The following is a 22,271-nucleotide window of genomic DNA, read 5'->3' on the forward strand; positions in this document are numbered from 1 at the left end:
GAACCGTCCAAGAGGCTTGCAGCACCCCTGGACCAGACCGGACGAACTACGCGAGAGCCCCGAAGCGCACCCCTGAAGGAGCCCCCCGCGCCGTGAGCACCACGCTGGAGCGGAGCCATGCCCAGGCCCCGCCGCGATCCCGCACGCCCCGCGACCCCTGGTTCGACAACGCCAAGATGGCGCTCGTCCTGCTGGTCGTGGTCGGCCACAGCTGGACGCTGCTCCCCGACACCGCGCTGAACTCCCGGCTCTACGACTGGCTGTACCTCTGGCACATGCCGGCGTTCGTGATGGTGACCGGCTACCTCTCGAAGCGGTTCACCTGGAACCGGCGCAACCTGCGGCGGCTGGTGACCACCGTGGTGCTGCCGTACATGATCCTCGAGGGGCTGCTCGCCCTCTTCCGGGTGCACGTGGGCGGCGAGAAGCTCGAGCGGCTCTGGCTCAACCCGCACTGGCCGATGTGGTTCCTCGCGGCGCTGTTCTTCTGGCGGCTCGCCACGCCGCTCCTCCGTCGGCTGCCGTACCCGGTCACCACCGCGGTGGTCGTCTCCGTGCTGAGCGGGCTGGTCGCCACCGAGATCCTCGACTTCAACCGGGTCCTCGGGCTGCTCCCCTTCTACGTCCTCGGCCTGGTCGCCGACAAGCGCCACGTCGACGCGATCCGCACCCAGCACGTGCGGCTGCTGGGGCTGATCGTGCTCGCCGGCGGGGCCTGGATCGCCACGACGGCGGACCTCACCGCCGAGTGGATGTACTACCGCAGCGGCTACGCCGAGATGGGCGCCGGTTTCCTCGAGGGCGCCGCCACCCGCGTCGGGCTGCTCGCCGTCGCGGTCGCCATGGCCGTCGCCGCCCTCTCCTGGCTCCCCACCAAGGGCGGCTGGTTCACCCGCATGGGCGCCGCGAGCCTGGTCGTGTACCTCTTCCACGGGTTCTTCGTGAAGGGCGCCGAGTACACCGCCCTCCCCGACTGGGCCGACGCCCACCCGCTGCTGTCGCTCGTCGTCGTCAGCCTGGTCAGCGGCGTTCTCGCCCTCGCCCTCGCCTGGCGCCCCGTCGCCAAGCCCCTCGAGAAGATCGTCACCCCCGCCCCCTGACGGACCCGGGGGTGTGTAACCGCCCCTCGTGGCGCACCTGATCGTGTTGAGCCGCCCCTCGTGGCGCGCCGGGGGTGTGTTGAGCCGCCCCTCGTGGCGCACCAGGAGCCTGTTGAACCGCCCCTCGTGGCGTGGAGCCGCCGCTGGTGGCGGCGGCCGGGAGGGGTGGCGGGGCGGGCGTGGATGGGACTGGCCCCCCGGAGCGACGAAGGAGCGCAGGGGTGGTTGCCCGCCCCGCGACCCCGGACGGCCGAGGACCGCCGCCAGCGGCGGCTCCCCTCACCACGGAGGGCGGCTCAAGACCAAAGAGACCCGCCACGAGGGGCGGCTCAACACCAAAGACGCCCGCCACGAAGGGCGGCTCAACACGAGCAGGAGACGGGCGAAGGGCCGCCCCTCCTGGAGGAGGGACGGCCCTTCGTGTGCCGGTCGGCAGGTACCCCGAGGGGTACGCCGGTCAGCTGTCGTACGAGCGGAACGGGAAGTCGTCCAGCGCCACGACCTGCTGGCCGCCGGTCTGCGAGAAGTCGTCGTAGTACGACGTGTACCCGCTGACCGTGTACGCGTTGGCCCGTGCCTCCTCGGTCGGCTCGACCCGGATGTTGCGGTACCGCTCGAGACCGGTGCCCGCCGGGATCAGCTTTCCGATGATCACGTTCTCCTTGAGCCCCATGAGCGAGTCCGACTTGGCGTGGATCGCCGCGTCGGTCAGCACCCGGGTGGTCTCCTGGAACGAGGCCGCGGAGAGCCACGACTCGGTCGCCAGCGAGGCCTTCGTGATGCCCATCAGCTGCGGACGGCCGGCCGCGGGCTTGCCACCCTCGGACACGACGCGCCGGTTCTCCGACTCGAAGGTCGGACGGTCCACCAGGTCGGACGGGAGGAGGGCGGTCTCGCCCTGCTCCAGCACCAGGACCCGGCGCAGCATCTGCCGCACGATGATCTCGATGTGCTTGTCGTGGATCTGCACGCCCTGCGAGCGGTAGACCTCCTGGACCTCGTTCACCAGGTGCTCCTGCGCCCGGCGGATGCCCAGGATCCGCAGGACGTCCTGCGGGTCCGGGGTGCCCTGGGTGATCTGCTGCCCGACCTCGACGTGGTCACCGTCGTCCACGAGGAGCCGTGACCGCTTGGAGATCGGGTACTCCTCGGGCTCCGAGCCGTCGTCCGGGGTCACGATGACCTTCTTGGACTTCTCGTTCTCCTCGATGGTCACCCGACCGGCGGCCTCGACGATCGGCGCGCGGCCCTTCGGCGTACGCGCCTCGAACAGCTCGACCACACGCGGCAGACCCTGCGTGATGTCGTCCGCGGACGCCACACCACCGGTGTGGAACGTACGCATCGTCAGCTGCGTGCCGGGCTCACCGATCGACTGGGCGGCGATGATGCCGACCGCCTCGCCGATGTCGACGAGCTTGCCGGTCGCCAGCGAACGGCCGTAGCACTTCGCGCACGTCCCGGTCCGCGCCTCGCAGGTCAGGACCGAGCGGACCTTGACCTCCTCGACGCCGGCCGCGACGAGCTCGGCGATCTTGACGTCACCGAGGTCGCCACCGGCCTCGACCAGCACCTCGCCGGTCTCGGGGTGGACGACCGCGGTCGCCGCGGAACGGGCGTACGCCGAGGTGTCGACGTTCTCCGCCAGGCGGAGGGTGCCGTCGGCCGTGCGCTCGCCGATCTTCTTGGGAAGACCACGCTCCGTGCCGCAGTCCTCCTCGCGGATGATGACGTCCTGCGACACGTCGACGAGTCGACGGGTCAGGTAGCCGGAGTCCGCGGTCCGCAGCGCGGTGTCCGCGAGCCCCTTCCGGGCGCCGTGCGTCGCGATGAAGTACTCGAGCACCGTGAGTCCCTCACGGAAGTTCGACTTGATCGGACGCGGGATGATCTCGCCCTTCGGGTTGGCCACCAGACCACGCATCGCGGCGATCTGCCGGACCTGCATCATGTTTCCGCGTGCACCGGAGTGCACCATCATGTAGATCGGGTTGGCCTTCTGCGTCTCGAAGGTGGTCTCGAGCTCCTTGGCGACCTCGTTGGAGGCCTGCGTCCAGATCTCGATGAGCTCCTGGCGACGCTCGTCGTCGGTGATCAGACCACGCTCGTACTGCTGCTGCACCTTGGCGGCCTGCGCCTCGTACTTCTCGAGGATGTCGGCCTTGTTCGACGGCGTCACGACGTCGTCGATCGAGACCGTCACGCCGGACCGGGTGGCCCAGTGGAACCCGAGGTCCTTCAGGGCGTCGAGCGCGTGGGCCACCTCGACCTTGGTGTAGCGCTCCGCGAGGTCGTTGACGATCTCGCCGAGCCGCTTCTTGCCGACCTCCTCGTTGACGTACGGGTAGTCGGCCGGCAGGGCCTCGTTGAACAGGGCCCGGCCGAGCGTGGTCTCCCGCAGCTCGCCGGAGGCCAGCCGCAGCTTGATCTTGCTCTGCAGCTCGATGCGGTCCGACGGGTCGGAGGTCTGCGCACGGTCGAAGGCCATGATCGCCTCGGCCACCGAGCCGAACACCCGGCCGTCCCCGACGTACTCCCGCGACTCGTCGCGGTTGGTCAGGAAGTACAGCCCGATGATCATGTCCTGGGTCGGCATGGTCACCGGACGGCCGTCCGACGGCTTGAGGATGTTGTTCGTCGACAGCATCAGGATCCGCGCCTCGGCCTGGGCCTCGGCGGACAGCGGCAGGTGCACCGCCATCTGGTCACCGTCGAAGTCCGCGTTGAACGCGGTGCAGACGAGCGGGTGGATCTGGATCGCCTTGCCCTCGATCAGCTGCGGCTCGAACGCCTGGATGCCGAGCCGGTGCAGCGTGGGCGCGCGGTTGAGCAGCACGGGGTGCTCGGTGATGACCTCTTCGAGGACGTCCCACACGACCGGCCGCGCCCGCTCCACCATCCGCTTGGCGGACTTGATGTTCTGGGCGTGGTTGAGCTCGACGAGCCGCTTCATGACGAACGGCTTGAACAGCTCGAGCGCCATCTGCTTCGGCAGGCCGCACTGGTGCAGCTTGAGCTGCGGGCCGACCACGATGACCGAACGGCCGGAGTAGTCGACGCGCTTGCCGAGCAGGTTCTGACGGAACCGGCCCTGCTTGCCCTTGAGCATGTCCGAGAGCGACTTCAGCGGCCGGTTGCCCGGGCCGGTGACCGGACGACCACGGCGGCCGTTGTCGAACAGCGAGTCGACGGCCTCCTGGAGCATCCGCTTCTCGTTGTTGACGATGATCTCGGGCGCGCCGAGGTCGAGGAGCCGCTTGAGCCGGTTGTTCCGGTTGATCACGCGGCGGTACAGGTCGTTGAGGTCGGAGGTCGCGAAGCGGCCACCGTCGAGCTGCACCATCGGACGCAGGTCCGGAGGGATGACCGGGACGGCGTCGAGGACCATGCCGAGCGGGCTGTTGCCGGTCTTGCGGAACGCGTCGACGACCTTGAGCCGCTTCAGCGCCCGGACCTTCTTCTGGCCCTTGCCGTTGGCGATGGTGTCCTTGAGGGACTCCACCTCGGCCTCGAGGTCGAAGGACTCCAGCCGCTTCTGGATCGCGGTGGCGCCCATGTAGCCCTCGAAGTACTTGCCGAACCAGTTCTTCATCTCCCGGTACAGCATCTCGTCGCCCTCGAGGTCCTGGACCTTGAGGTTCTTGAACCGGGTCCACACCTCCTCGAGGCGGTCGAGCTCACGCTGCGAGCGGTCGCGGAGCTGCTTCATCTCGCGCTCCGCGGCGTCGCGGACCTTGCGGCGCTGGTCGGACTTGGCGCCCTCGGCCTCGAGAGCCGCGAGGTCCTCCTCGAGCTTCGCCATCCGCTCGTTGACCTGCGTGTCGCGGCGGTTCTCGAGCCGCTTGCGCTCCATGTCGATCTTCGCCTCGAGCGAGGACAGGTCGCGGTGACGGGCGTCCTCGTCGACGTGCGTGATCATGTACGCCGCGAAGTAGATGACCTTCTCGAGGTCCTTCGGGGCGAGGTCGAGCAGGTAGCCGAGCCGGCTCGGGACACCCTTGAAGTACCAGATGTGGGTGACCGGGGCGGCCAGCTCGATGTGGCCCATCCGCTCGCGGCGGACCTTCGAGCGGGTGACCTCGACGCCGCACCGCTCGCAGATGATGCCCTTGAAGCGCACGCGCTTGTACTTGCCGCAGTAGCACTCCCAGTCCCGGGTGGGACCGAAGATCTTCTCGCAGAAGAGGCCGTCACGCTCGGGCTTCAGCGTGCGGTAGTTGATCGTCTCCGGCTTCTTGACCTCGCCGTGGCTCCACTGACGGATGTCGTCCGCGGTCGCCAGGCCGATCTTCAGCTTGTCGAAGAAGTTCACGTCCAGCAAAGCATTGTTCCTTTGGTTGCGTCTGCGCTGGTGGCTGGTTCAGGTCGGGGGTTGGGAGGAGGAGTACGCCGGGCGCCGGCTCGCCGTGCCGGCGTACTCCCCTCTCTCAGACCTCTTCGACGGAGGAGGGCTCGCGACGGGACAGGTCGATGCCGAGCTCCTCGGCCGCCCGGAACACGTCGTCCTCGGCGTCCTTCATCTCGATCGCGGTCCCGTCCTGCGACAGCACCTCGACGTTGAGGCAGAGCGACTGCATCTCCTTGACGAGGACCTTGAACGACTCCGGGATGCCCGAGTCGGGGATGTTCTCGCCCTTCACGATGGCCTCGTAGACCTTGACGCGGCCGGGCACGTCGTCGGACTTGATCGTCAGCAGCTCCTGGAGGGCGTAGGCGGCGCCGTACGCCTCCATCGCCCAGACCTCCATCTCGCCGAACCGCTGGCCGCCGAACTGGGCCTTACCGCCCAGCGGCTGCTGCGTGATCATCGAGTAGGGGCCGGTCGACCGCGCGTGGATCTTGTCGTCGACCAGGTGGTGGAGCTTGAGGATGTACATGTAGCCGACCGAGACCGGGTCCGGGAACGGCTCGCCGGAGCGGCCGTCGAACAGCTTGGCCTTGCCGTCCTGGCCCACGAGGCGGATGCCGTCGCGGGTCGGGAGGGTCGATCCGAGCAGCCCGGTGATCTCGTCCTCGCGCGCACCGTCGAAGACGGGGGTCGCCACCTTGGAGTCGGCCGGGGCGGAGTCCGCGGCGATCTCGATCAGCCGCTTCTTCCAGTCCTCGTCGTCGCCCTCGACCTGCCAACCGGTCTTGGCCAGCCAGCCGAGGTGGATCTCGAGGATCTGCCCGATGTTCATCCGGCCCGGCACGCCGAGCGGGTTGAGGATCACGTCGACCGGGGTGCCGTCCTCGAGGAACGGCATGTCCTCGATCGGCAGCACCTTGGAGATGACGCCCTTGTTCCCGTGGCGGCCGGCGAGCTTGTCGCCCACCGAGATCTTCCGCTTCTGGGCGACGTACACCCGGACCAGCTGGTTCACGCCCGGAGGCAGCTCGTCGCCGTCCTCGCGGTCGAAGACCCGGACGCCGATGACCGTGCCGGACTCACCGTGCGGCACCTTCATCGAGGTGTCGCGGACCTCGCGCGCCTTCTCGCCGAAGATCGCGCGGAGCAGCCGCTCCTCCGGGGTCAGCTCGGTCTCACCCTTGGGGGTGACCTTGCCGACCAGGATGTCGCCGGTGGTGACCTCGGCGCCGATGCGGATGATGCCGCGCTCGTCGAGGTCGGCCAGCATCTCCTCGGAGACGTTCGGGATGTCCCGGGTGATCTCCTCGGGGCCCAGCTTGGTGTCGCGGGCGTCGACCTCGTGCTCCTCGATGTGGATCGAGGTCATGACGTCCTGCTGGACGAGGCGCTGCGACAGGATGATCGCGTCCTCGTAGTTGTGGCCCTGCCACGGCATGAACGCGACCAGGAGGTTCTGGCCGAGCGCCATCTCGCCCTGGTCGGTGCACGGACCGTCGGCGATCGGGCTGCCCTGCTCGAGCCGGGCGCCCTCCTCGACCAGCGGGCGCTGGTTGATGCTGGTGCCCTGGTTGGAGCGGCGGAACTTCTGCATCCGGTAGACCGAGTGCGTGCCGTCGTCGTTCATCACCTCGACGGCGTCCGCGGACACCCGGGTGACGACGCCGGCCTTGTCCGCGGTGACGACGTCACCGGCGTCGACCGCGGCGCGGTACTCCATGCCGGTGCCGACCAGCGGCGCCTGCGAGCGGACCAGCGGGACCGCCTGGCGCTGCATGTTGGCGCCCATGAGCGCGCGGTTGGCGTCGTCGTGCTCGAGGAACGGGATCAGCGCGGTCGCCACCGACACCATCTGGCGCGGCGAGACGTCCATGTAGTCGACCTCGTTGGCCGGGAAGAGCTCGAACTCGCCCTGGCGCTGGCGGACCAGCACGCGGTCCTCGGCGAACCGGCCGTCCGCGGTGAGGATCTGGTTCGCCTGCGCGATGACGAAGTGGTCCTCCTCGTCCGCGGTCAGGTAGTCGACCTTCTCGGTGACCTGGCCGTTCTCCACCTTGCGGTACGGCGTCTCGACGAAGCCGAACGGGTTGATCCGCCCGAAGGTCGAGAGCGAGCCGATCAGCCCGATGTTCGGGCCCTCAGGGGTCTCGATCGGGCACATGCGGCCGTAGTGCGAGTGGTGGACGTCGCGGACCTCGAAGCCCGCGCGGTCACGCGACAGACCGCCGGGGCCGAGCGCGGAGAGCCGCCGCTTGTGGGTCAGCCCCGCGATCGGGTTCGTCTGGTCCATGAACTGCGACAGCTGCGAGGTCCCGAAGAACTCCTTCAGCGCCGCCACCACGGGACGGATGTTGATCAGGGACTGCGGCGTGATCGCCTCGACGTCCTGGGTCGTCATCCGCTCGCGGACCACCCGCTCCATCCGGGCGAGGCCGGTGCGGAGCTGGTTCTGGATCAGCTCGCCGACGGTGCGCAGCCGGCGGTTGCCGAAGTGGTCGATGTCGTCGGCGCGGACCTCGACGGTGCCGGCCGGCGCCTCGATCTCGGTCTCGCCGGCGTGCAGCGCGACGATGAACTTGATCGCGGCGACGATGTCCTCGATGGTCAGCGTCTGCTGGTCGAAGGGCAGCGTCAGCCCGAGCTTCTTGTTGATCTTGTAGCGGCCGACCTTGGCGAGGTCGTAGCGCTTGCCGTTGAAGTAGTAGTTGTCCAGCAGCGTCTGCGCGGCCTCACGCGTCGGGGGCTCGCCGGGGCGCAGCTTGCGGTAGATGTCGAGCAGCGCCTCGTCCTGCCCGGCGGTGTGGTCCTTCTCCAGCGTCGCCATCATGGAGTCGTACTGGCCGAACTCCTCGCGGATCTGCTCCGCGGTCCAGCCGAGCGCCTTGAGCAGCACGGTGACGTTCTGCTTGCGCTTGCGGTCGAGGCGGACGCCGACCATGTCGCGCTTGTCGACCTCGAACTCCAGCCACGCACCGCGCGACGGGATCATCTTGGCGGTGTAGATGTCCTTGTCGGACGTCTTGTCCGCGGCCCGCTCGAAGTACACGCCCGGCGAGCGGACGAGCTGGGAGACCACGACACGCTCGGTGCCGTTGATGATGAAGGTGCCCTTCTCGGTCATGAGCGGGAAGTCGCCCATGAACACGGTCTGGCCCTTGATCTCACCGGTCTCGTTGTTGGTGAACTCGGCGGAGACGTAGAGCGGCGCCGAGTAGGTGAGGTCCTTGTCCCGGCACTCCTCGACGGTGTACTTCGGGTCGTAGAAGACGGGGTTCTCGAAGGACAGGGACATGGTCCCGGAGAAGTCCTCGATCGGGGAGATCTCCTCGAAGATCTCCTGCAGCCCGGAGTTCGGGCTGACGTCCTCACCGGCGTCGACCCGGTTCTGGACGTCGAGCTCCCAACGCTCGTTCCCCACCAGCCAGTCGAAGCTGTTGGTCTGGAGAGCGAGGAGCTTCGGGACCTCCAGAGGCTCGGAGATCTTCGCGAAGGAGATTCTGCGGGGACTTTCGTGGGCGGTGCGGGGGGTGGTGCTGGCAGTGCGCGAGGCGGCCAAGAGGCGTCCTTCCACGGGCTCGGACTCTTCGTTGCATGCCTGCCCCGACCGGTGCCAGGGGGTCCATGAAGGACGGAAGAAACCGAGACGAGGGTGAGGGCAGGCGCAACGGCCGAGCCTACCAGCGCTGGAACGCGGGCACAACCAGAGGGAGCACGCCTTCGTCACTCTCCATCGCACGGCCCTCCATATGACCGGCGAGAGAGCCATCAGCGGCTCGTCAACGCACGGAAAGCATGGACCGATCAGGGGGGTGAGTCAAGCAACTCCACACGATTGCCCAGTCGTTTCGTCCTGGTCTGTCCCGCCTTTCCCGTGCGCGGCCAGCAGCCCGTCGAGCAGGCCGGCAGCATGGCGGCGGAGCCGGCGCGCTCGGCCCGTCCAGCAGGCCGGCAGCATGGCGGCGGAGCCGACACGCTCGGCCCGTCCAGCAGGCCGGCAGCATGGCGGCGGAGCCGACACGCTCGGCCCGTCCAGCAGGCCGGCAGCGTGGCGGCGGAGCCGACACGCTCGGCCCGTCCAGCAGGCCGGCAGCGTGGCGGCGGAGCCGACACGCTCGGCCCGTCCAGCTCAGTACGACGTGATCTCGTCGACCAGCCAGCTGCCGTCCTGCCGGACCATGACCATCTCCACCCGGTTCAGCGCCAGCTTCGGGTTCGCGTTCGCCGTGCTCGTGGTGCTCTGGTCCACGAAGAGCAGGACCCGCACCCGGTCCTCCGCGCCGCGCACCACCGCGGAGCCCTGCACCTCGACGGTCACCTGTGCCTGGGTCTGCTTCGCCGCCGGTGCCACGACGGAGTCGAAGGTCTCGGTGTACTTCGAGGCCATCTCCTCGGTCATGAACTCCGCGGCCGCGTCCCGGTCCTGCTCGAGGCGCCGGTGGTCGTAGACCAGGATCGCCGCGGCGGCACGCTCGGCGGCGGCCGCCGCGGAGTCGGAGGCCGCCTCGACCCGCTCGCCGCTGCGGACGTCGTCGACGCCGTCGACGCCGGCCCAGGAGAGCCAGCCGAGCGCGGCGGCCCCGGAGACCGCCAGCAGGACGACCAGCGCCGCCGCGAGGACGGCCAGCGAGGTGGTCGAGCCCCACCAGCCCGTCCCCGTCGTACGCCGGGAGGGTGCGGGTGCTCGGCCCTCGGCACGCCGACGCCGCTGCGGAGGCATGGACCGACGGGCGGGCGCCTGGGTCGGAGCGGACGGGCGAGGGACCGTGAGGGTGCCGGTCGCGGCCTCGTCCTTCGGCGGGGCTGCCGCCGACGCGCTCTCCACGGTGCGCGGACGACGCTCCCCCGCGATCCGGCGCCGTCGCGGCACGGCCTGCTGGTTGCTCGTCTGGTTGCTCATCGTGGCCACCTCACACTTCCTTGAACGAGTCGACGAGCCACTCGCCGTCCACCTGCACCAGCGACACCTGCCACCGCCAGTGGCGCGCGACCTGCTGCCCCGAGGAGACCCGGTCGGCGTCGGAGACCACGAGCACCTCGGCGGAGTCCGCGTCGATCGTCGCGATCCCGACCAGCGGGATCCCGTCGGCGTCGACGAGCACCTCCCCCTTCGAGGAGAGCTGCTGCTGCTGGATCCCGGCGAGGACGTCCTGCGCGGAGTCGGTGAACTCCTTGCGGAACTTCGTGCTCAGCAGGGGGGCGACCTCCTCGACGTACTGGTCGGCGGCGTCGGGGGTGAAGGTGTTCCAGGTCTCGACGAACCGTTCGGCGGCCTGCACCACCTCGAGGCGGTCCTGGCCGGCGGCGTCGGCGTCGCTGGTCTCGCCCCGCAGCCAGACCAGGAGCACGACGGTGCCGACGAGCGCGAGCACGGTGAGCACGGCGAGGACGGTGGCGAGGCGCCGCCGTCCGGGCGGACGGCGGTCGGTCTCCTCGGGGCCGGCGGTCACCGGCTGCTGAGCGGCTGGAGCAGCAACCACTTCCACGACTCCTTCCCCAGCGCCGCTCCCGCGCCGCCGGTGTAGCTGACAGTCCCCGCGGACTCCTCCGTGCCGTCGAGGTAGGTGACCTCGCCGGAGTCGCGGTCGTACGACGCGAGGGTGGGCACCTCGCCGGGCGCGACCCGACGCGGGGAGTGCTGCGCCCCGCGGGGGTTGCTCTGCCCGATCGGCTCGGTGCAGCGTGCGTCCTCGTCCATCGCCTTGTTGCCGCGGTCGGTCTCCGGGTCCCGCCGCTGACCGCGGTCGTAGCCGCCCTTGCAGAGCGGGACGAACTCGTCCATGACGAGCCCGAAGTGGGCGTTGTAGACCCCCTGGCTGTTGTCGTCGTCGACCACGGCGTAGCCGCCGGCGACCACGTAGGGGTAGAGGATCAGCATCATCTCGACGCCCGGCAGGTGCTCGACGACCAGCTCGTTGGTGGTGACGAGGTTGTCCAGCAGCCGGCCGAGGTCGACCTCGTTCTCCTCCAGGAAGGTCCGGAGGGTGTTCGCCGTGGCGCTGCCGTTGGCGATGATCCGGCGGATGTCGCGGTCGCTGGCCACGAGGGTGTCGGAGAGCCGGGCCAGGTCGCGGGAGAAGGTGCGGATCGCGGAGGCCTTGTCGAGCTGGGTCGACAGCACGGTGTTGCTGTCGCGGATCAACCGGGTGGTCAGCGCGAAGTTCTCGTCCGCGGTCTCGATGAACGAGCTCGAGGAGTCGATGAGCCGCTCGAGGTCGGCCCCGCCGTCCTCGAAGGCCGCGCCGAACTCGCGGACCACCGTGCGCAGGTCCTGGCGGTCGACGGACTGGACGAGCCGCTGGGTGTCGGTGAGCCACTTGGAGCTGCTGATCGGGATCGCGGTCTTCGACAGCTCGATCTCCGCGCCCTCGTCGAGGTACGGCTTGCCGTTGCTCTCCGGCTGGAGCTCGACGTACTGCTCCCCGACCGCGGAGCGGTTCCCGACGATCGCCCGGGTGTCGGCGGGGATGGCGTCCTCGCCGTTGTCGATGTCGAGGTGGACGTCGACCCCCTCGTCGGTCAGCTCCATCGAGCCGACCCGGCCGACCGTGACGCCGCGGTAGGTCACCTCGGCGCCCTCGAAGATCCCGCCGGAGTCCGCGAAGTGCGCGGTGACCCGGTAGCTGTCGTCGAGGACCAGCCGGTCGAGCTGCGCGTAGCGCGCGCCGACGTAGGAGACTCCGAGCAGCGTGATGAGCACGAAGACCATCAGCTGCATCTTGGTGCGCTTGGTGATCACGACGTCATCCCCCAGACCAGCATCGCGGCGAGGTCGGAGTCGACGGCGCCCGGACGGACCGCGGGCGCCGCGGCGCCGCGTGCCGGCTGCTCGCCGACCGCCGCCCGGCCGAGGAGCCCACCGAGCAGCCCGCCGCTGCCGCCCTGGCTGCCCTGGCCGCTCTGGCCCCCGTTGCGACCGCCACCCTGGCCCCCACCCTGGCCGCCCCCGCCGAGGAGGCCGCCGAGGTCGCCGAGCAGCCCGCCGCCACCGCCCCCGTTCCCGCCGTTGCCGCCCTGGCCACCGCCGGGGCCGCCGGGCAGCGTGCCGCCGCCGAGCCCGAGCAACCCGGTCAGCCCGCCGGCGATGCCGAAGACCTGCTCGAGCACCCGGTCGAGCTGGGTGGCTCCGAGCAGGTCCCGTAGGTCACCGGCCCCCGCGGTCTCCAGCAGCTGGCCGAGCTCGAGGTCGAGGGTGAACGACAGGTTCATGTAGTCGCCCATGTGCAGGTCGCGGGCCTGCTGCGGGTTGGTCCCGACGACGCTGTCGACGAACGGGTAGGTCAGCACGATCTGCAGCGACTTCGCCAGGCTGTCGCCCGACTCGGCCAGCTTGGTGAGGGTCGGGGCGAGCGACTCGAGGCTGTCGATCGTGCCGGCCTTCGACGCCTGGATGACCCGGGTGCCGATCCCGCTGAGCCGGGTCAGCGCGCGCAGCATCCTGACCAGGTCGTCGCGCTGCCGGTCGACCGAGGCGATCGCGCTCGGCAGCTCTTCCAGGGCGAGGTCGAGGTCGTCGGTGTGCTCGTTCAGCGAGACCGACAGCGAGTTGACCCGTTCCAGCGCCTCGACGATCTCCTCCTTGCTGCCGTCGAGCTGCCCCATGAGCTCGCTGGTGCGGCGCATCACCGACTTCACCGTGCCCTCGCGCCCCTTGAACGTCTTGTTCAGCTCGGTGGTGATCGTCTTCAGCTGGGCCACGCCGCCGCCGTTGAGCACCAGCGAGAGGGCGCCGAGCACCTCCTCGACCTCGGGGTTGCGGCCGCTCCGCTCGAGCCCGATCACGTCGCCGTCGCCGAGCTCCTCGGAGCTCGGGTTCCTCGGCGGCGGGGAGAGCGAGACGAACTTCTCGCCGAGCAGGCTGGTCTGCCGGATCTCGGCGACCGCGTTCCCGGGGAGCTCGACGTCGTCGTGGAGGAGCAGGGTGACCTTCGCGTGGTAGTCCTGGACCTCGATCTCCTCGACCCGCCCGACCGAGACGTCGTCGACCTTCACCGCGGACTGCGGCACGAGGTCGAGCACGTCGCGGAACATGACGGTGACGCGGTAAGGGTCGTCGCCGACGTCCGCCCCACCGGGGAGCGGCAGGTCGTAGACGGAGAAGTCGCAGCCGCTGAGGAGCAGCGCCGTGCTGGCGGCGAGCGCGCCGATCCTGGTCGTACGCCGACGGCTCATCGCGCCTCCTCCAGGATCCCGGCGAGCGTGGTGTCCACGTGCTCGATCTCGACGGCCGGCCGGTCGGACCGCCCGGCGGCCTGACTGTCCCCGGTGCCGGCCCGGCGGGGCGGGATGTTGCTGAGCCCGGGGAGCTCCCGCAGCGCGTTGCACAGCGGCTCGCCCTTCGGGTCCAGCGGCATGATCAGCGTGCAGACCAGCTCGACCGGGCGGTCCACGATGCTGGTGAGGTTCGCGCGCGTGTCGAGCGTGCCGGTCTCCGGGTTGTAGGTGTGGAAGAGGTTCGCGAGCGCGGTGGGGGCGACCTCGAGCACCTCCTCGAGGTGGTCGCGCTGCCGGACCAGCACCTCGCTGACCTGTCGGAGCCCCTTCACGTTGCGCGACAGAGCCTGCTCGTTCTCCTTCACGAACGACGAGACCTGCTCCATCGCGACGCCGAGGTTCTTCAGCGCCGCGGAGAGCTCCTCGCGCTCCTCCTCGAGGACCGTCGAGGCGCCGGCCAGGCTGTCGTTGAAGTCGCGGACGGTCTGGTCGTTCTCGGCGAGCGCCTTGACGAACCGCTCCACCTCGCGGGCGGTCCCGAACAGCGCGTCCTTGTTCGTGTCGAGGGTCCGGGTGAACCGGCTCAGGTTGCGGACCGTCTCGTTGAACTGCGCGCCCTGGCCGCCGAAGTTGCGGGCGGCGGAGTCGAGCAGCCGGGTCAGCGCGCCCTCCTTGTTGGCGCCGTCGGGGCCGAGCGCGACCGCGAGGTCGTCGATGCTCTGGTAGATCTGGTCGAGCTCGAGCGGGATCGCGGTGCGCTCCTCCGACAGGGTGGCGCCGTCGGGCAGCTCCGGCCCCTTCTCGTAGACCGGCGTGAGCTGGATGAACCGGTCGCCGACCACCGACGGCGCGACGACGGCGGCCTTCACGTCGGCCGGGACCTTCACCTCGGGGTCGTACTCCATCGTGACCTTCACCAGCGTGCCGGCGGGCTCGACGGTGACGACCTCGCCGATCGGGACGCCGAGCACCCGGACGCTGGACCCCTCGTAGATCGAGACCGTGCGCGGGAAGCTCGCGGTCAGCCGCTTCTGGTCGGTGCCGGGCCAGAGCGTCACCACGGCCGCGACGACCAGCACGCCGACGACCGCGAGCGCCACCGCGCGGAGCGCGGCGGGGCCCACGCCGGGGCGCGGGAGCGAAGGCAGGGACGGCATCTCGGGTGGCCTCACAGGTCCGGGTTCGGGGGGATGTTCTGGACGATGGTGTCGAACCAGGGACCGTTGCCCAGGGTGTTGGCGAACACCCGGTAGAACGGCGCCATCAGCCGGAGGCTGGCGTCGAGGTTCTCCTGGTTGGCGTTGAGCATGTCGACGACGTTGCCGAGGTGGTCGAGCGCCGGCTTGAGGTCGGCGCGGGTGTCCTTGACCAGCCCGGTGAGCTGCTGGGAGAGCTGGCTCGTCGAGACCAGCAGGTCGTGGACGGCCTCGCGCCGGGCGATCAGCGCCCGGAAGAGCCGGTCGCCGTCCTCCATCAGCCCGACGATGTCCTGGCGCCGGTCGCCGAGCACCCGGGAGACCTTCTGGAGGTTCTGCAGCAGGGTGTTGAGCTCGGCGTCGCGGGCGGCGACGTTGGCCGAGAGGGCGCTGACCCCCTTCAGCGCCGCCTGGAACTCCTCGGGGGTGTTCCGGGTCAGGGTCGCGACGGTGTCGAGGGCGGTGGCGAGCTGGTCGGTGTCGATGCGCTCGGACCGCTCGGCGAGCCCCTCGAACACGTCCACCACGTCGTACGGCGAGGCGGTGCGCTCGACCGGGATCGTGGCCCCTTCCTCCATCTGCCCGGAGCCGGACGGGACCAGGGCGAGGTACATCGCCCCGAGGATCGTCTTGACCCTGATCTGGGCCTCGCTCTGCGGGCCGAACTCGGCGTCGCCGTCGACCTGGAACTCGACCCGCACCTGGCCGTCGTGGAGCGAGACGTCGCGGACCTTGCCGACCCGGACGCCGGCGATGCGGACCTCGTCGTTCGCCTTGAGCCCGCCGGCCTCGGAGAACGACGCGTAGTAGGTGTCGCCGCCGCCGATCAGCGGCAGGTCGCCGGCCTTGAAGGCGGCGGCCATCAGCGCGGCGATCACGGCGATGCTGATCGCCCCGATCACCACCGGGTTGCGGTCGCGGAAGTTGGTGCTCATCGGGGCTCCCGCGGAAGCGCGAGCGGAGCGAGTGGTCTCGTGGGGTGGTTCATCCGATGTTGCACCTGTCCTGGGCTCCGGGGCCGTTGGCCACGGAGTAGAGCGGGCGGTCGATGAGCACCTCGTCGCCGAACCGGACCCGGCCGCCGAACTCGCAGAGGTAGAAGTTGAACCAGGAGCCGTAGATCGCGGTGCGGCCGATCTTCTCGAGCTTGATCGGGAGGACCTTGATCGCGCGGTCGAGCTCGCCACGGTTCCGGTCGAGGTTGCCGGCCACCCTGCGCAGCTCCTTGACGTCCTTGGTGAGCCCCGGGCGGATGCCGGTGACCAGGTCGGAGGTCTGCACGGCCAGGTCGGAGATCGTGTCGAGCGACCCCAGGATCGCTTCGCGGTCCTGGCTGAGCCCGCCGACGAAGCGGCGCAGCTGGACGATGAGGTCGGAGAGCTGCTGGTCGCGGTCGCCGATGGTGGTCAGCGTCTGGTTGAGGTTCGCGATCAGGTCGCCGATGAGCCGGTCGCGGGCGGCGAGCGTGCTGGTGACCGAGGCGGTCCGGTCGAGCAGCCCCTCGAGCGTGCCGCCCTCGCCCTGGAACACCTGGATCAGCTCGTAGGCGAGGTCGTTGACGTCGGCCGGGGACAGGGCGGCGAACAGCGGCTTGAACCCGTTGAACAGCACGGTGAGGTCGAGCGCGGGGGTGGTCCGCTCCATCGGGATGGTCGCGCCGTCGCGCAGCACCCCGGGGCCGCCGGGGCCCTGGGTGAGGGCGATGTAGCGCTGGCCGACGAGGTTGCGGTAGCGGATCGTCGCCTCGGTGCTCTCGGTGAGCCGTGAGCTCTCCTGCACCTCGAACTCGACGAGCGCCTTGGTCCGGTCCACGATCTCGACGCCTTGTACGGTGCCGACCTTGACGCCGGCGATGCGGACGTCGTCGCCCTTCACCACGCCGGTGGCGTCGGAGAACACCGCCTTGTAGGTGTTCGTGGCGCCGAACGAGATGTTGCCGATCGTGATCGCGAGCAGCGCGGTCGCGACCGTGGTCACGACGACGAAGATGCCGAGCTTGACGGTCGCGCCCGCGGTCTCCTTGTCGAGGAGCTTCACCGGATCGTCACCCCCTGCCCTCGCGCGAGCGGCCCCAGCAGCAGGGTCGCGAGGTCGGGCACCTCGGTCGGGGGCACGTCGAGCACGGGGGCCGCGAGCCGGTCGATCACCTGCTGTTCGTCCTCGGTGCCGACGACGGCGTCCCCGGGGGCCACCCGCTTCCCGACGGGGTACTCCACGCCGTCGTTGATGTCCGGCACGATCGCCCGCGGCGGCAGCCGGTGCTGGCCGTACTTGCCCTCCATCGCGTCGTACAGCAGCTCGCAGAAGGGGAACGGACCACGGCGGTCGCCGTTCACCGGCCGGTCGTCCGGGTTGTACCCGCGCGGCTGGTGGGGCAGCGTCTCGACGTAGATGTGCAGCGTCTTGTTGCGGAACGCCTCCGCCTCGCGCGGGATCAGCTCGACCGCGCCGTCGAGGAAGCACGGGAACTGCGGGGCGTAGCGCTCGAGCAGCGGGAGGATCTGCTGGCCCTGCTCCGAGAGCCGGATCAGGTTGTCGCCGTTGGCCTCGAGGAACTCCCGTGCGGTGCCCGAGAAACCGGCCACGTCGTCGAACAGCGCCTGGATCCGGTCCTCCTCGCTCTCGAAGGTGTTCGTCGTCCGCACGGTGTTGCGCAGCAGCCGGGTGAGCTCGGGGACCACCGACTCGTAGGTCTGCGACACCGAGCCGAGGTCGGTGAGGGTCTCGAGCAGCGCCGGGATCTCGGGGTTGAGCCGGCCGAGGTAGCTGTCGAGGGTCTCGAGCGTCGTGCCGAGCTGGTCGCCGCGCCCCTCGAGCACGTTCGCGACCGCGGTCAGCGTGTAGTTCAGCTGCTCCGGCTGGACGGTGCGCAGCAGCGGGTAGAGATCGTTGAGGACCTCCTCGACCTCGATGGCGACGTCGGTGCGCTGGATGGTGTCGCCGGCCGCGATCGGCTCGGGCGAGGGGTCCTGCGGCACGTCGAGCGAGACGTACTTCTCGCCGAAGAGCGTCTTGGGCAGGATCTGCGCGGTGACGTTCTTCGGGATCGTGTCGCGGGTCTCCGGGTAGAGCCCGAGGGTGAGCCGGGCACCGTCGCCGTCGGTCGCGGTCTCCAGCACCTCCCCCACGAGCACGCCGCGGATCTTCACGTCCGCGCGGGCCGGGAGGGAGAGGCCGATCTTCGAGGACTGGAGCGTGACCTCGTCGTACTCGCTGAACTTCTTGGTGAACACCGCGTAGGTGAACCAGACGAAGAGCAGGCACAGCGCCAGGAAGACCACGCCGAGGACGCGGCCGCTGATCGCGGTGAACGGGTTCCGTGCGGCCATGGCTACCCCGCCAGCCTCACGGTCGTGGTGGTGCCCCAGATCGCCATCGACAGCAGCAGGTCGATGACGTTGATCGCGACGATCGACGTACGCACGGCGCGGCCGACCGCGACGCCGACGCCGGCGGGGCCGCCCGAGGCGTTGTAGCCGTGGTAGCAGTGGATCAGCACGACCACGACCGAGAAGACGAGCACCTTGCCGAACGACCACAGCACGTCGCCGGGCGGCAGGAACAGCTCGAAGTAGTGGTCGTAGGTGCCGGTGCTCTGCCCGAAGAACTGGGTGACCGTGAGCCGGGTCGCGAAGTACGACGACAGCAGCCCGATGACGTAGAGCGGGATGACCGCGATCAGCGCCGCGACGATCCGGGTGGTGACCAGGAACGGCAGCGACGGGATCGCCATCACCTCGAGGGCGTCGACCTCCTCGCTGATCCGCATCGCCCCGAGCTGGGCGGTGAAGCCGCAGCCGACGGTCGCGGCGAGCGCGATGCCGGCGACCAGCGGCGCGATCTCGCGGGTGTTGAAGTACGCCGAGACGAACCCCGAGAACGCCGAGGTGCCGATCTGGTTGAGCGCGGCGTACCCCTGGAGCCCGACCTCGGTGCCGGTGAAGAACGCCATCATCGTGATGACGCCGACGGTGCCGCCGATGACGGCGAGCGCGCCGGAGCCGAGGGTGACCTCGGCGAGCAGCCGGAGGATCTCCTTCTTGTAGCGGCGGATCGAGCGCGGGGTCCACGCGACCGCGGTCACGTAGAACTTCAGCTGGCTGCCGAGGTGGTCCAGCTGCTGCACGGGCTTGGCGGCGAGCGCCTTCAGGTCGGCCACCGCGTCACCCTGTCTTCGGCGGGACGAGCTGGAAGTAGATGGCGCTCATCACGAAGTTCGCGACGAACAGCAGGATGAACGTGATGACGACGGACTCGTTGACCGCGTCGCCGACACCCTTCGGGCCGCCGCCCGCGTTCATCCCCTTGTACGACGCCACGATGGCCGCGATGAGCCCGAACACGAGAGCCTTCGCCAGCCCCTGCCAGACGTCGGGCAGCTGGGCCAGCGCGGTGAAGCTGGCGAGGTAGGAGCCGGGCGTGCCGTCCTGCAGGACGACGTTGAAGACGTAGCCGCCGAGCACGCCGACCACGCTGACGAGCCCGTTGAGGAAGACCGCGACGAACATGCAGGCGAGCACGCGGGGCACGACGAGGCGCTGGATCGGGTCGATCCCGAGCACCATCATCGCGTCGAGCTCCTCGCGGATCTTCCGGGCGCCGAGGTCCGCGGCGATCGCGGAACCGCCCGCGCCGGCGATCAGCAGCGAGGTCGCGATCGGGCCGGCCTCCCGGACGACCGCGAGCACCGCCGCCGACCCGGTGAAGGACTGCGCGCCGAACTGCTGGATGAGCCCGCCGACCTGGAGGGCGATGACGGCGCCGAACGGGATCGCGACGAGGGCGGTCGGGATGATCGTCACCGAGGCGATGAACCAGGACTGCTGGAGGAACTCGCGCCACTGGAAGGGGCGGCGGAAGAGGCCGCGGCCCACGTCGAGAGCGAAGGCGAAGAGCTTCCCCGCGGTCCCGACCGGCCGCAGCACGCGTGCGGACGTGATCGAGGACATGTCGCGCTAGACCGCCGCCGCCGCTGTCGCGTCCTGGAACGACCCCGGGGGCGGGGTCACGCCGTTCTCCCGGCACCACGCCCCCGGCTCGCGCTGGCTGCGCCGCGGCTTGCCGTTGGTCGGCTCGATCTGCAGCGGGATCGGCGGCAGCGGGGGCAGCTCCTGGTCCTTCTCCGCCTCGAGCTCGTCGGCGTCCTTCTCCTCCGACATGCCGATCGGACCGACCCGCTGGGCGTTGAGGAACTGCCGGACGACGGGCTCCTCGGAGGAGAGCAGCATCTCCCGGGGACCGAACATCGCGAGGTGCTTGTGGTACAGCAGCCCGATGTTGTCCGGGACGGTCCGGGCGGTGTTGATGTCGTGGGTGACGATCAGGAACGTCGCGTCGATCTGCGCGTTGAGGTCGACGATCAGCTGGTTGAGGAACGCCGTACGCACCGGGTCGAGACCGGAGTCCGGCTCGTCGAACAGCACGATCTCGGGGTCGAGGACCAGCGCGCGGGCCAGCCCGGCCCGCTTCCGCATCCCGCCGGAGATCTCGCCGGGGAGCTTGTCCTCGGCGCCCACCAGGCCGACGAGGTCCATCTTCTCCATGACGATGTTGTGGACCTCGGACTCGGACTTCTTCGTGTGCTCGCGCAGCGGGAAGGCGACGTTGTCGTAGAGGGTCATCGAGCCGAACATCGCGCCGTCCTGGAACAGCACCCCGAAGAGCTTGCGGACCTCGTACAGGTCCTTCTCCGAGCAGTTGGCGATGTCCAGCCCCTCGATCCAGATGTTGCCCTCGTCGGGCTTGATCAGCCCGATGAGCGTCTTGAGGAAGACCGACTTGCCGGTGCCGGAGGGGCCGAGCATCACGCAGATCTCTCCCGCGGGGATCGTCAGCGTCACGTCACCCCAGATCAGCTGCTTGCCGAACGACTTGGTGAGGTGCTCCACCTTGATCTCGACACCCACGGCCTGTCTCCCTCGCTCAAGCGCGCCTCACGCCTCCCACGTGATGCAGCGCACGGTTTCTACCCCGCTGCAACCAACGAGTAACCCCGGGCTGCGTTACGACCTCGCGGGACGGATCCCGTGGTCCGGGTCACACCGGGGCGGGGGGTGCGTGGGACGAAACCGCAGGTAGGCGGCGTGGAGGGGCAAAAGCAGGAGGAGCGGCCGCCCCTCAGGGGCGACCGCTCCTCCGCGGTGCTGCAATGCCGCTCACGCGGCTGTGTGACTGCCGCTCACGCGGCGGGGGTCACTTGACCGAGACGCTGGCGCCGGCAGCCTCGAGCTGCTCCTTGGCCTTGTCCGCGGCCTCCTTGTTGACCTTCTCGAGCACGGCCTTGGGGGCGGACTCCACCAGCTCCTTGGCCTCCTTGAGGCCGAGGCTGGTGAGGGCGCGCACCTCCTTGATGACGTTGATCTTCTTGTCACCGGCGGCCTCGAGGACGACGTCGAACTCGTCCTGCTCGGCGGCGGCGTCACCGGCGTCGCCAGCGGCGCCACCGGCGGCCGGCGCGGCGGCGACGGCCACCGGGGCCGCAGCGGTCACGCCGAAGGTGTCCTCGAACTGCTTCACGAACTCGCTGAGCTCCAGGAGGGTCATCTCCTTGAAAGCGTCGAGCAGCTCGTCGGTGCTGAGCTTCGCCATGGTGGCGTTCCTTCCGTGTGGGTGGTCCCGATGAGGGGACCCGTTCTGGTGGGTGGTTGGTCGTCAGGCCTCGGTGGTGTCCGCGGCCTCGTCGGTCGCCCCCGTGTCGGTGGCGCCCTCCTCGGCTGCGGGCTCCTCCGGAGCCGTCTCCTCCGCGGTGCCCGCGTCCTGGGCGGCCGGAGCACCGGCACCACCCGCGAGGATCGAGGGGTCCTCCTCGGCCTTCGCCTGCAGCGCACCCGCGAGACGGGCGGCCTGGGCCAGCGGCGCGTTGAGGAGGTACACGGCCTGGCTCAGCGACGCGAGCATCGCGCCGGCGAGCTTGCCGAGCAGCACCTCGCGGGACTCCAGATCGGCCAGCTTGGCGATCTCGGAGGCCTCGAGGGGCTTGCCTTCGAAGTAGCCGCCCTTGATGACGAGGGCGGGGTTGGCCTTGGCGAAGTCACGCAGCCCCTTCGCCGCCTCGACCACGTCGCCGTTGATGAAGGCGATGGCGGTCGGACCGAGGAGGAGGTCGTCGAGACCCTCCACTCCGGCGTCCTTGGCGGCGATCTGGGTCAGGGTGTTCTTCACCACGGCGTAGTTGGCGTTCTCGCCGAGAGCACGCCGCAGGTCCTGCAGCTGCTTGACGGTGAGACCGCGGTACTCGGTCAGCACGGCGCCGGTGGACTCCTGGAACGACTCCACGAGCTCCGAGACGGCGGCTGCCTTGTCTGGCCTCGCCATGGGTCTCCTTCCGATGTGGCTGGGCCCGGAGACCCCCGGGACGAGCGCCGCTCCGGCTCGGGGCCGGGAACGACGAACGCCCTGCGCGCAGACGGCACAGGG

Annotated in this window: 16 protein-coding genes; 1 reads left to right on the forward strand and 15 read right to left on the reverse strand. The window is 69.8% G+C overall.

What is annotated here, in order from left to right; genetic code table 11:
• The first annotated feature begins 92 nt into the window (after window positions 1-92).
• A complete protein-coding gene (locus tag FIP57_RS07210) occupies window positions 93-1,100 on the forward strand; it encodes an acyltransferase family protein (protein ID WP_148572844.1) in 1,008 nt (335 codons plus the stop codon).
• A 457-nt stretch (window positions 1,101-1,557) separates the two neighbouring features.
• On the opposite strand, the gene FIP57_RS07215 is transcribed toward FIP57_RS07210, so the two are convergent.
• From FIP57_RS07215 to rplJ, 15 genes are all read right to left on the reverse strand, one after another.
• Window positions 1,558-5,421, reverse strand: coding sequence for a DNA-directed RNA polymerase subunit beta' (locus FIP57_RS07215; protein WP_148572845.1), 3,864 nt, complete (start codon window positions 5,419-5,421; stop codon window positions 1,558-1,560).
• A 106-nt stretch (window positions 5,422-5,527) separates the two neighbouring features.
• The gene (gene rpoB, locus FIP57_RS07220) at window positions 5,528-9,004 is read right to left on the reverse strand and encodes a DNA-directed RNA polymerase subunit beta (protein ID WP_148572846.1); all 3,477 of its coding nucleotides are present in this window, start codon (window positions 9,002-9,004) and stop codon (window positions 5,528-5,530) included.
• Window positions 9,005-9,574: 570 nt separating this feature from the next.
• Complete coding sequence (locus FIP57_RS07225) at window positions 9,575-10,345, reverse strand: hypothetical protein (RefSeq protein WP_148572847.1); 771 nt, start codon at window positions 10,343-10,345, stop codon at window positions 9,575-9,577.
• Window positions 10,346-10,355: 10 nt separating this feature from the next.
• The gene (locus tag FIP57_RS07230) at window positions 10,356-10,925 is read right to left on the reverse strand and encodes a hypothetical protein (protein WP_148572848.1); all 570 of its coding nucleotides are present in this window, start codon (window positions 10,923-10,925) and stop codon (window positions 10,356-10,358) included.
• The gene (locus FIP57_RS07235) at window positions 10,892-12,184 is read right to left on the reverse strand and encodes an MCE family protein (RefSeq protein ID WP_148572849.1); all 1,293 of its coding nucleotides are present in this window, start codon (window positions 12,182-12,184) and stop codon (window positions 10,892-10,894) included. Before FIP57_RS07235 ends, FIP57_RS07230 begins: the two co-directional genes overlap by 34 nt.
• Entirely contained in the window at window positions 12,181-13,617 is a 1,437-nt protein-coding gene (locus FIP57_RS07240; RefSeq protein ID WP_148572850.1) for an MCE family protein, read from the reverse strand. Before FIP57_RS07240 ends, FIP57_RS07235 begins: the two co-directional genes overlap by 4 nt.
• Window positions 13,614-14,816 carry an MCE family protein gene (locus tag FIP57_RS07245; protein WP_148572851.1) on the reverse strand — a complete coding sequence of 401 codons (1,203 nt, stop codon included), beginning with the start codon at window positions 14,814-14,816 and terminating at the stop codon, window positions 13,614-13,616. Before FIP57_RS07245 ends, FIP57_RS07240 begins: the two co-directional genes overlap by 4 nt.
• Before the next feature lie 11 nt (window positions 14,817-14,827).
• Window positions 14,828-15,790, reverse strand: a complete 963-nt coding sequence (locus tag FIP57_RS07250; protein ID WP_148572852.1) for an MCE family protein — start codon at window positions 15,788-15,790, stop codon at window positions 14,828-14,830.
• 49 nt (window positions 15,791-15,839) lie between these two features.
• Window positions 15,840-16,892 (reverse strand): MCE family protein, encoded by a 1,053-nt coding sequence (locus tag FIP57_RS07255; RefSeq protein WP_148572853.1) that lies wholly within the window; start codon window positions 16,890-16,892, stop codon window positions 15,840-15,842.
• A complete protein-coding gene (locus FIP57_RS07260; RefSeq protein ID WP_148572854.1) occupies window positions 16,889-18,184 on the reverse strand; it encodes an MCE family protein in 1,296 nt (431 codons plus the stop codon). The genes FIP57_RS07255 and FIP57_RS07260 overlap by 4 nt, the downstream gene beginning before the upstream one ends.
• 2 nt (window positions 18,185-18,186) lie before the next feature.
• Complete coding sequence (locus FIP57_RS07265) at window positions 18,187-19,014, reverse strand: MlaE family ABC transporter permease (RefSeq protein ID WP_148572855.1); 828 nt, start codon at window positions 19,012-19,014, stop codon at window positions 18,187-18,189.
• A 4-nt stretch (window positions 19,015-19,018) separates the two neighbouring features.
• Window positions 19,019-19,804 (reverse strand): MlaE family ABC transporter permease, encoded by a 786-nt coding sequence (locus tag FIP57_RS07270; RefSeq protein WP_148572856.1) that lies wholly within the window; start codon window positions 19,802-19,804, stop codon window positions 19,019-19,021.
• 6 nt (window positions 19,805-19,810) lie between these two features.
• Window positions 19,811-20,761: an ABC transporter ATP-binding protein gene (locus tag FIP57_RS07275; RefSeq protein ID WP_148572857.1), complete on the reverse strand. Its 951-nt coding sequence runs from the start codon at window positions 20,759-20,761 to the stop codon at window positions 19,811-19,813.
• A gap of 286 nt (window positions 20,762-21,047) precedes the next feature.
• A complete protein-coding gene (rplL, locus tag FIP57_RS07280) occupies window positions 21,048-21,443 on the reverse strand; it encodes a 50S ribosomal protein L7/L12 (RefSeq protein WP_148572858.1) in 396 nt (131 codons plus the stop codon).
• Window positions 21,444-21,506: 63 nt separating this feature from the next.
• Complete coding sequence (gene rplJ, locus FIP57_RS07285) at window positions 21,507-22,169, reverse strand: 50S ribosomal protein L10 (RefSeq protein ID WP_148572859.1); 663 nt, start codon at window positions 22,167-22,169, stop codon at window positions 21,507-21,509.
• Window positions 22,170-22,271 lie beyond the last annotated feature (102 nt).

The sequence above is a fragment of the Nocardioides caldifontis genome (assembly GCF_008087345.1).
Taxonomy (GTDB): domain Bacteria; phylum Actinomycetota; class Actinomycetes; order Propionibacteriales; family Nocardioidaceae; genus Marmoricola_A; species Marmoricola_A caldifontis.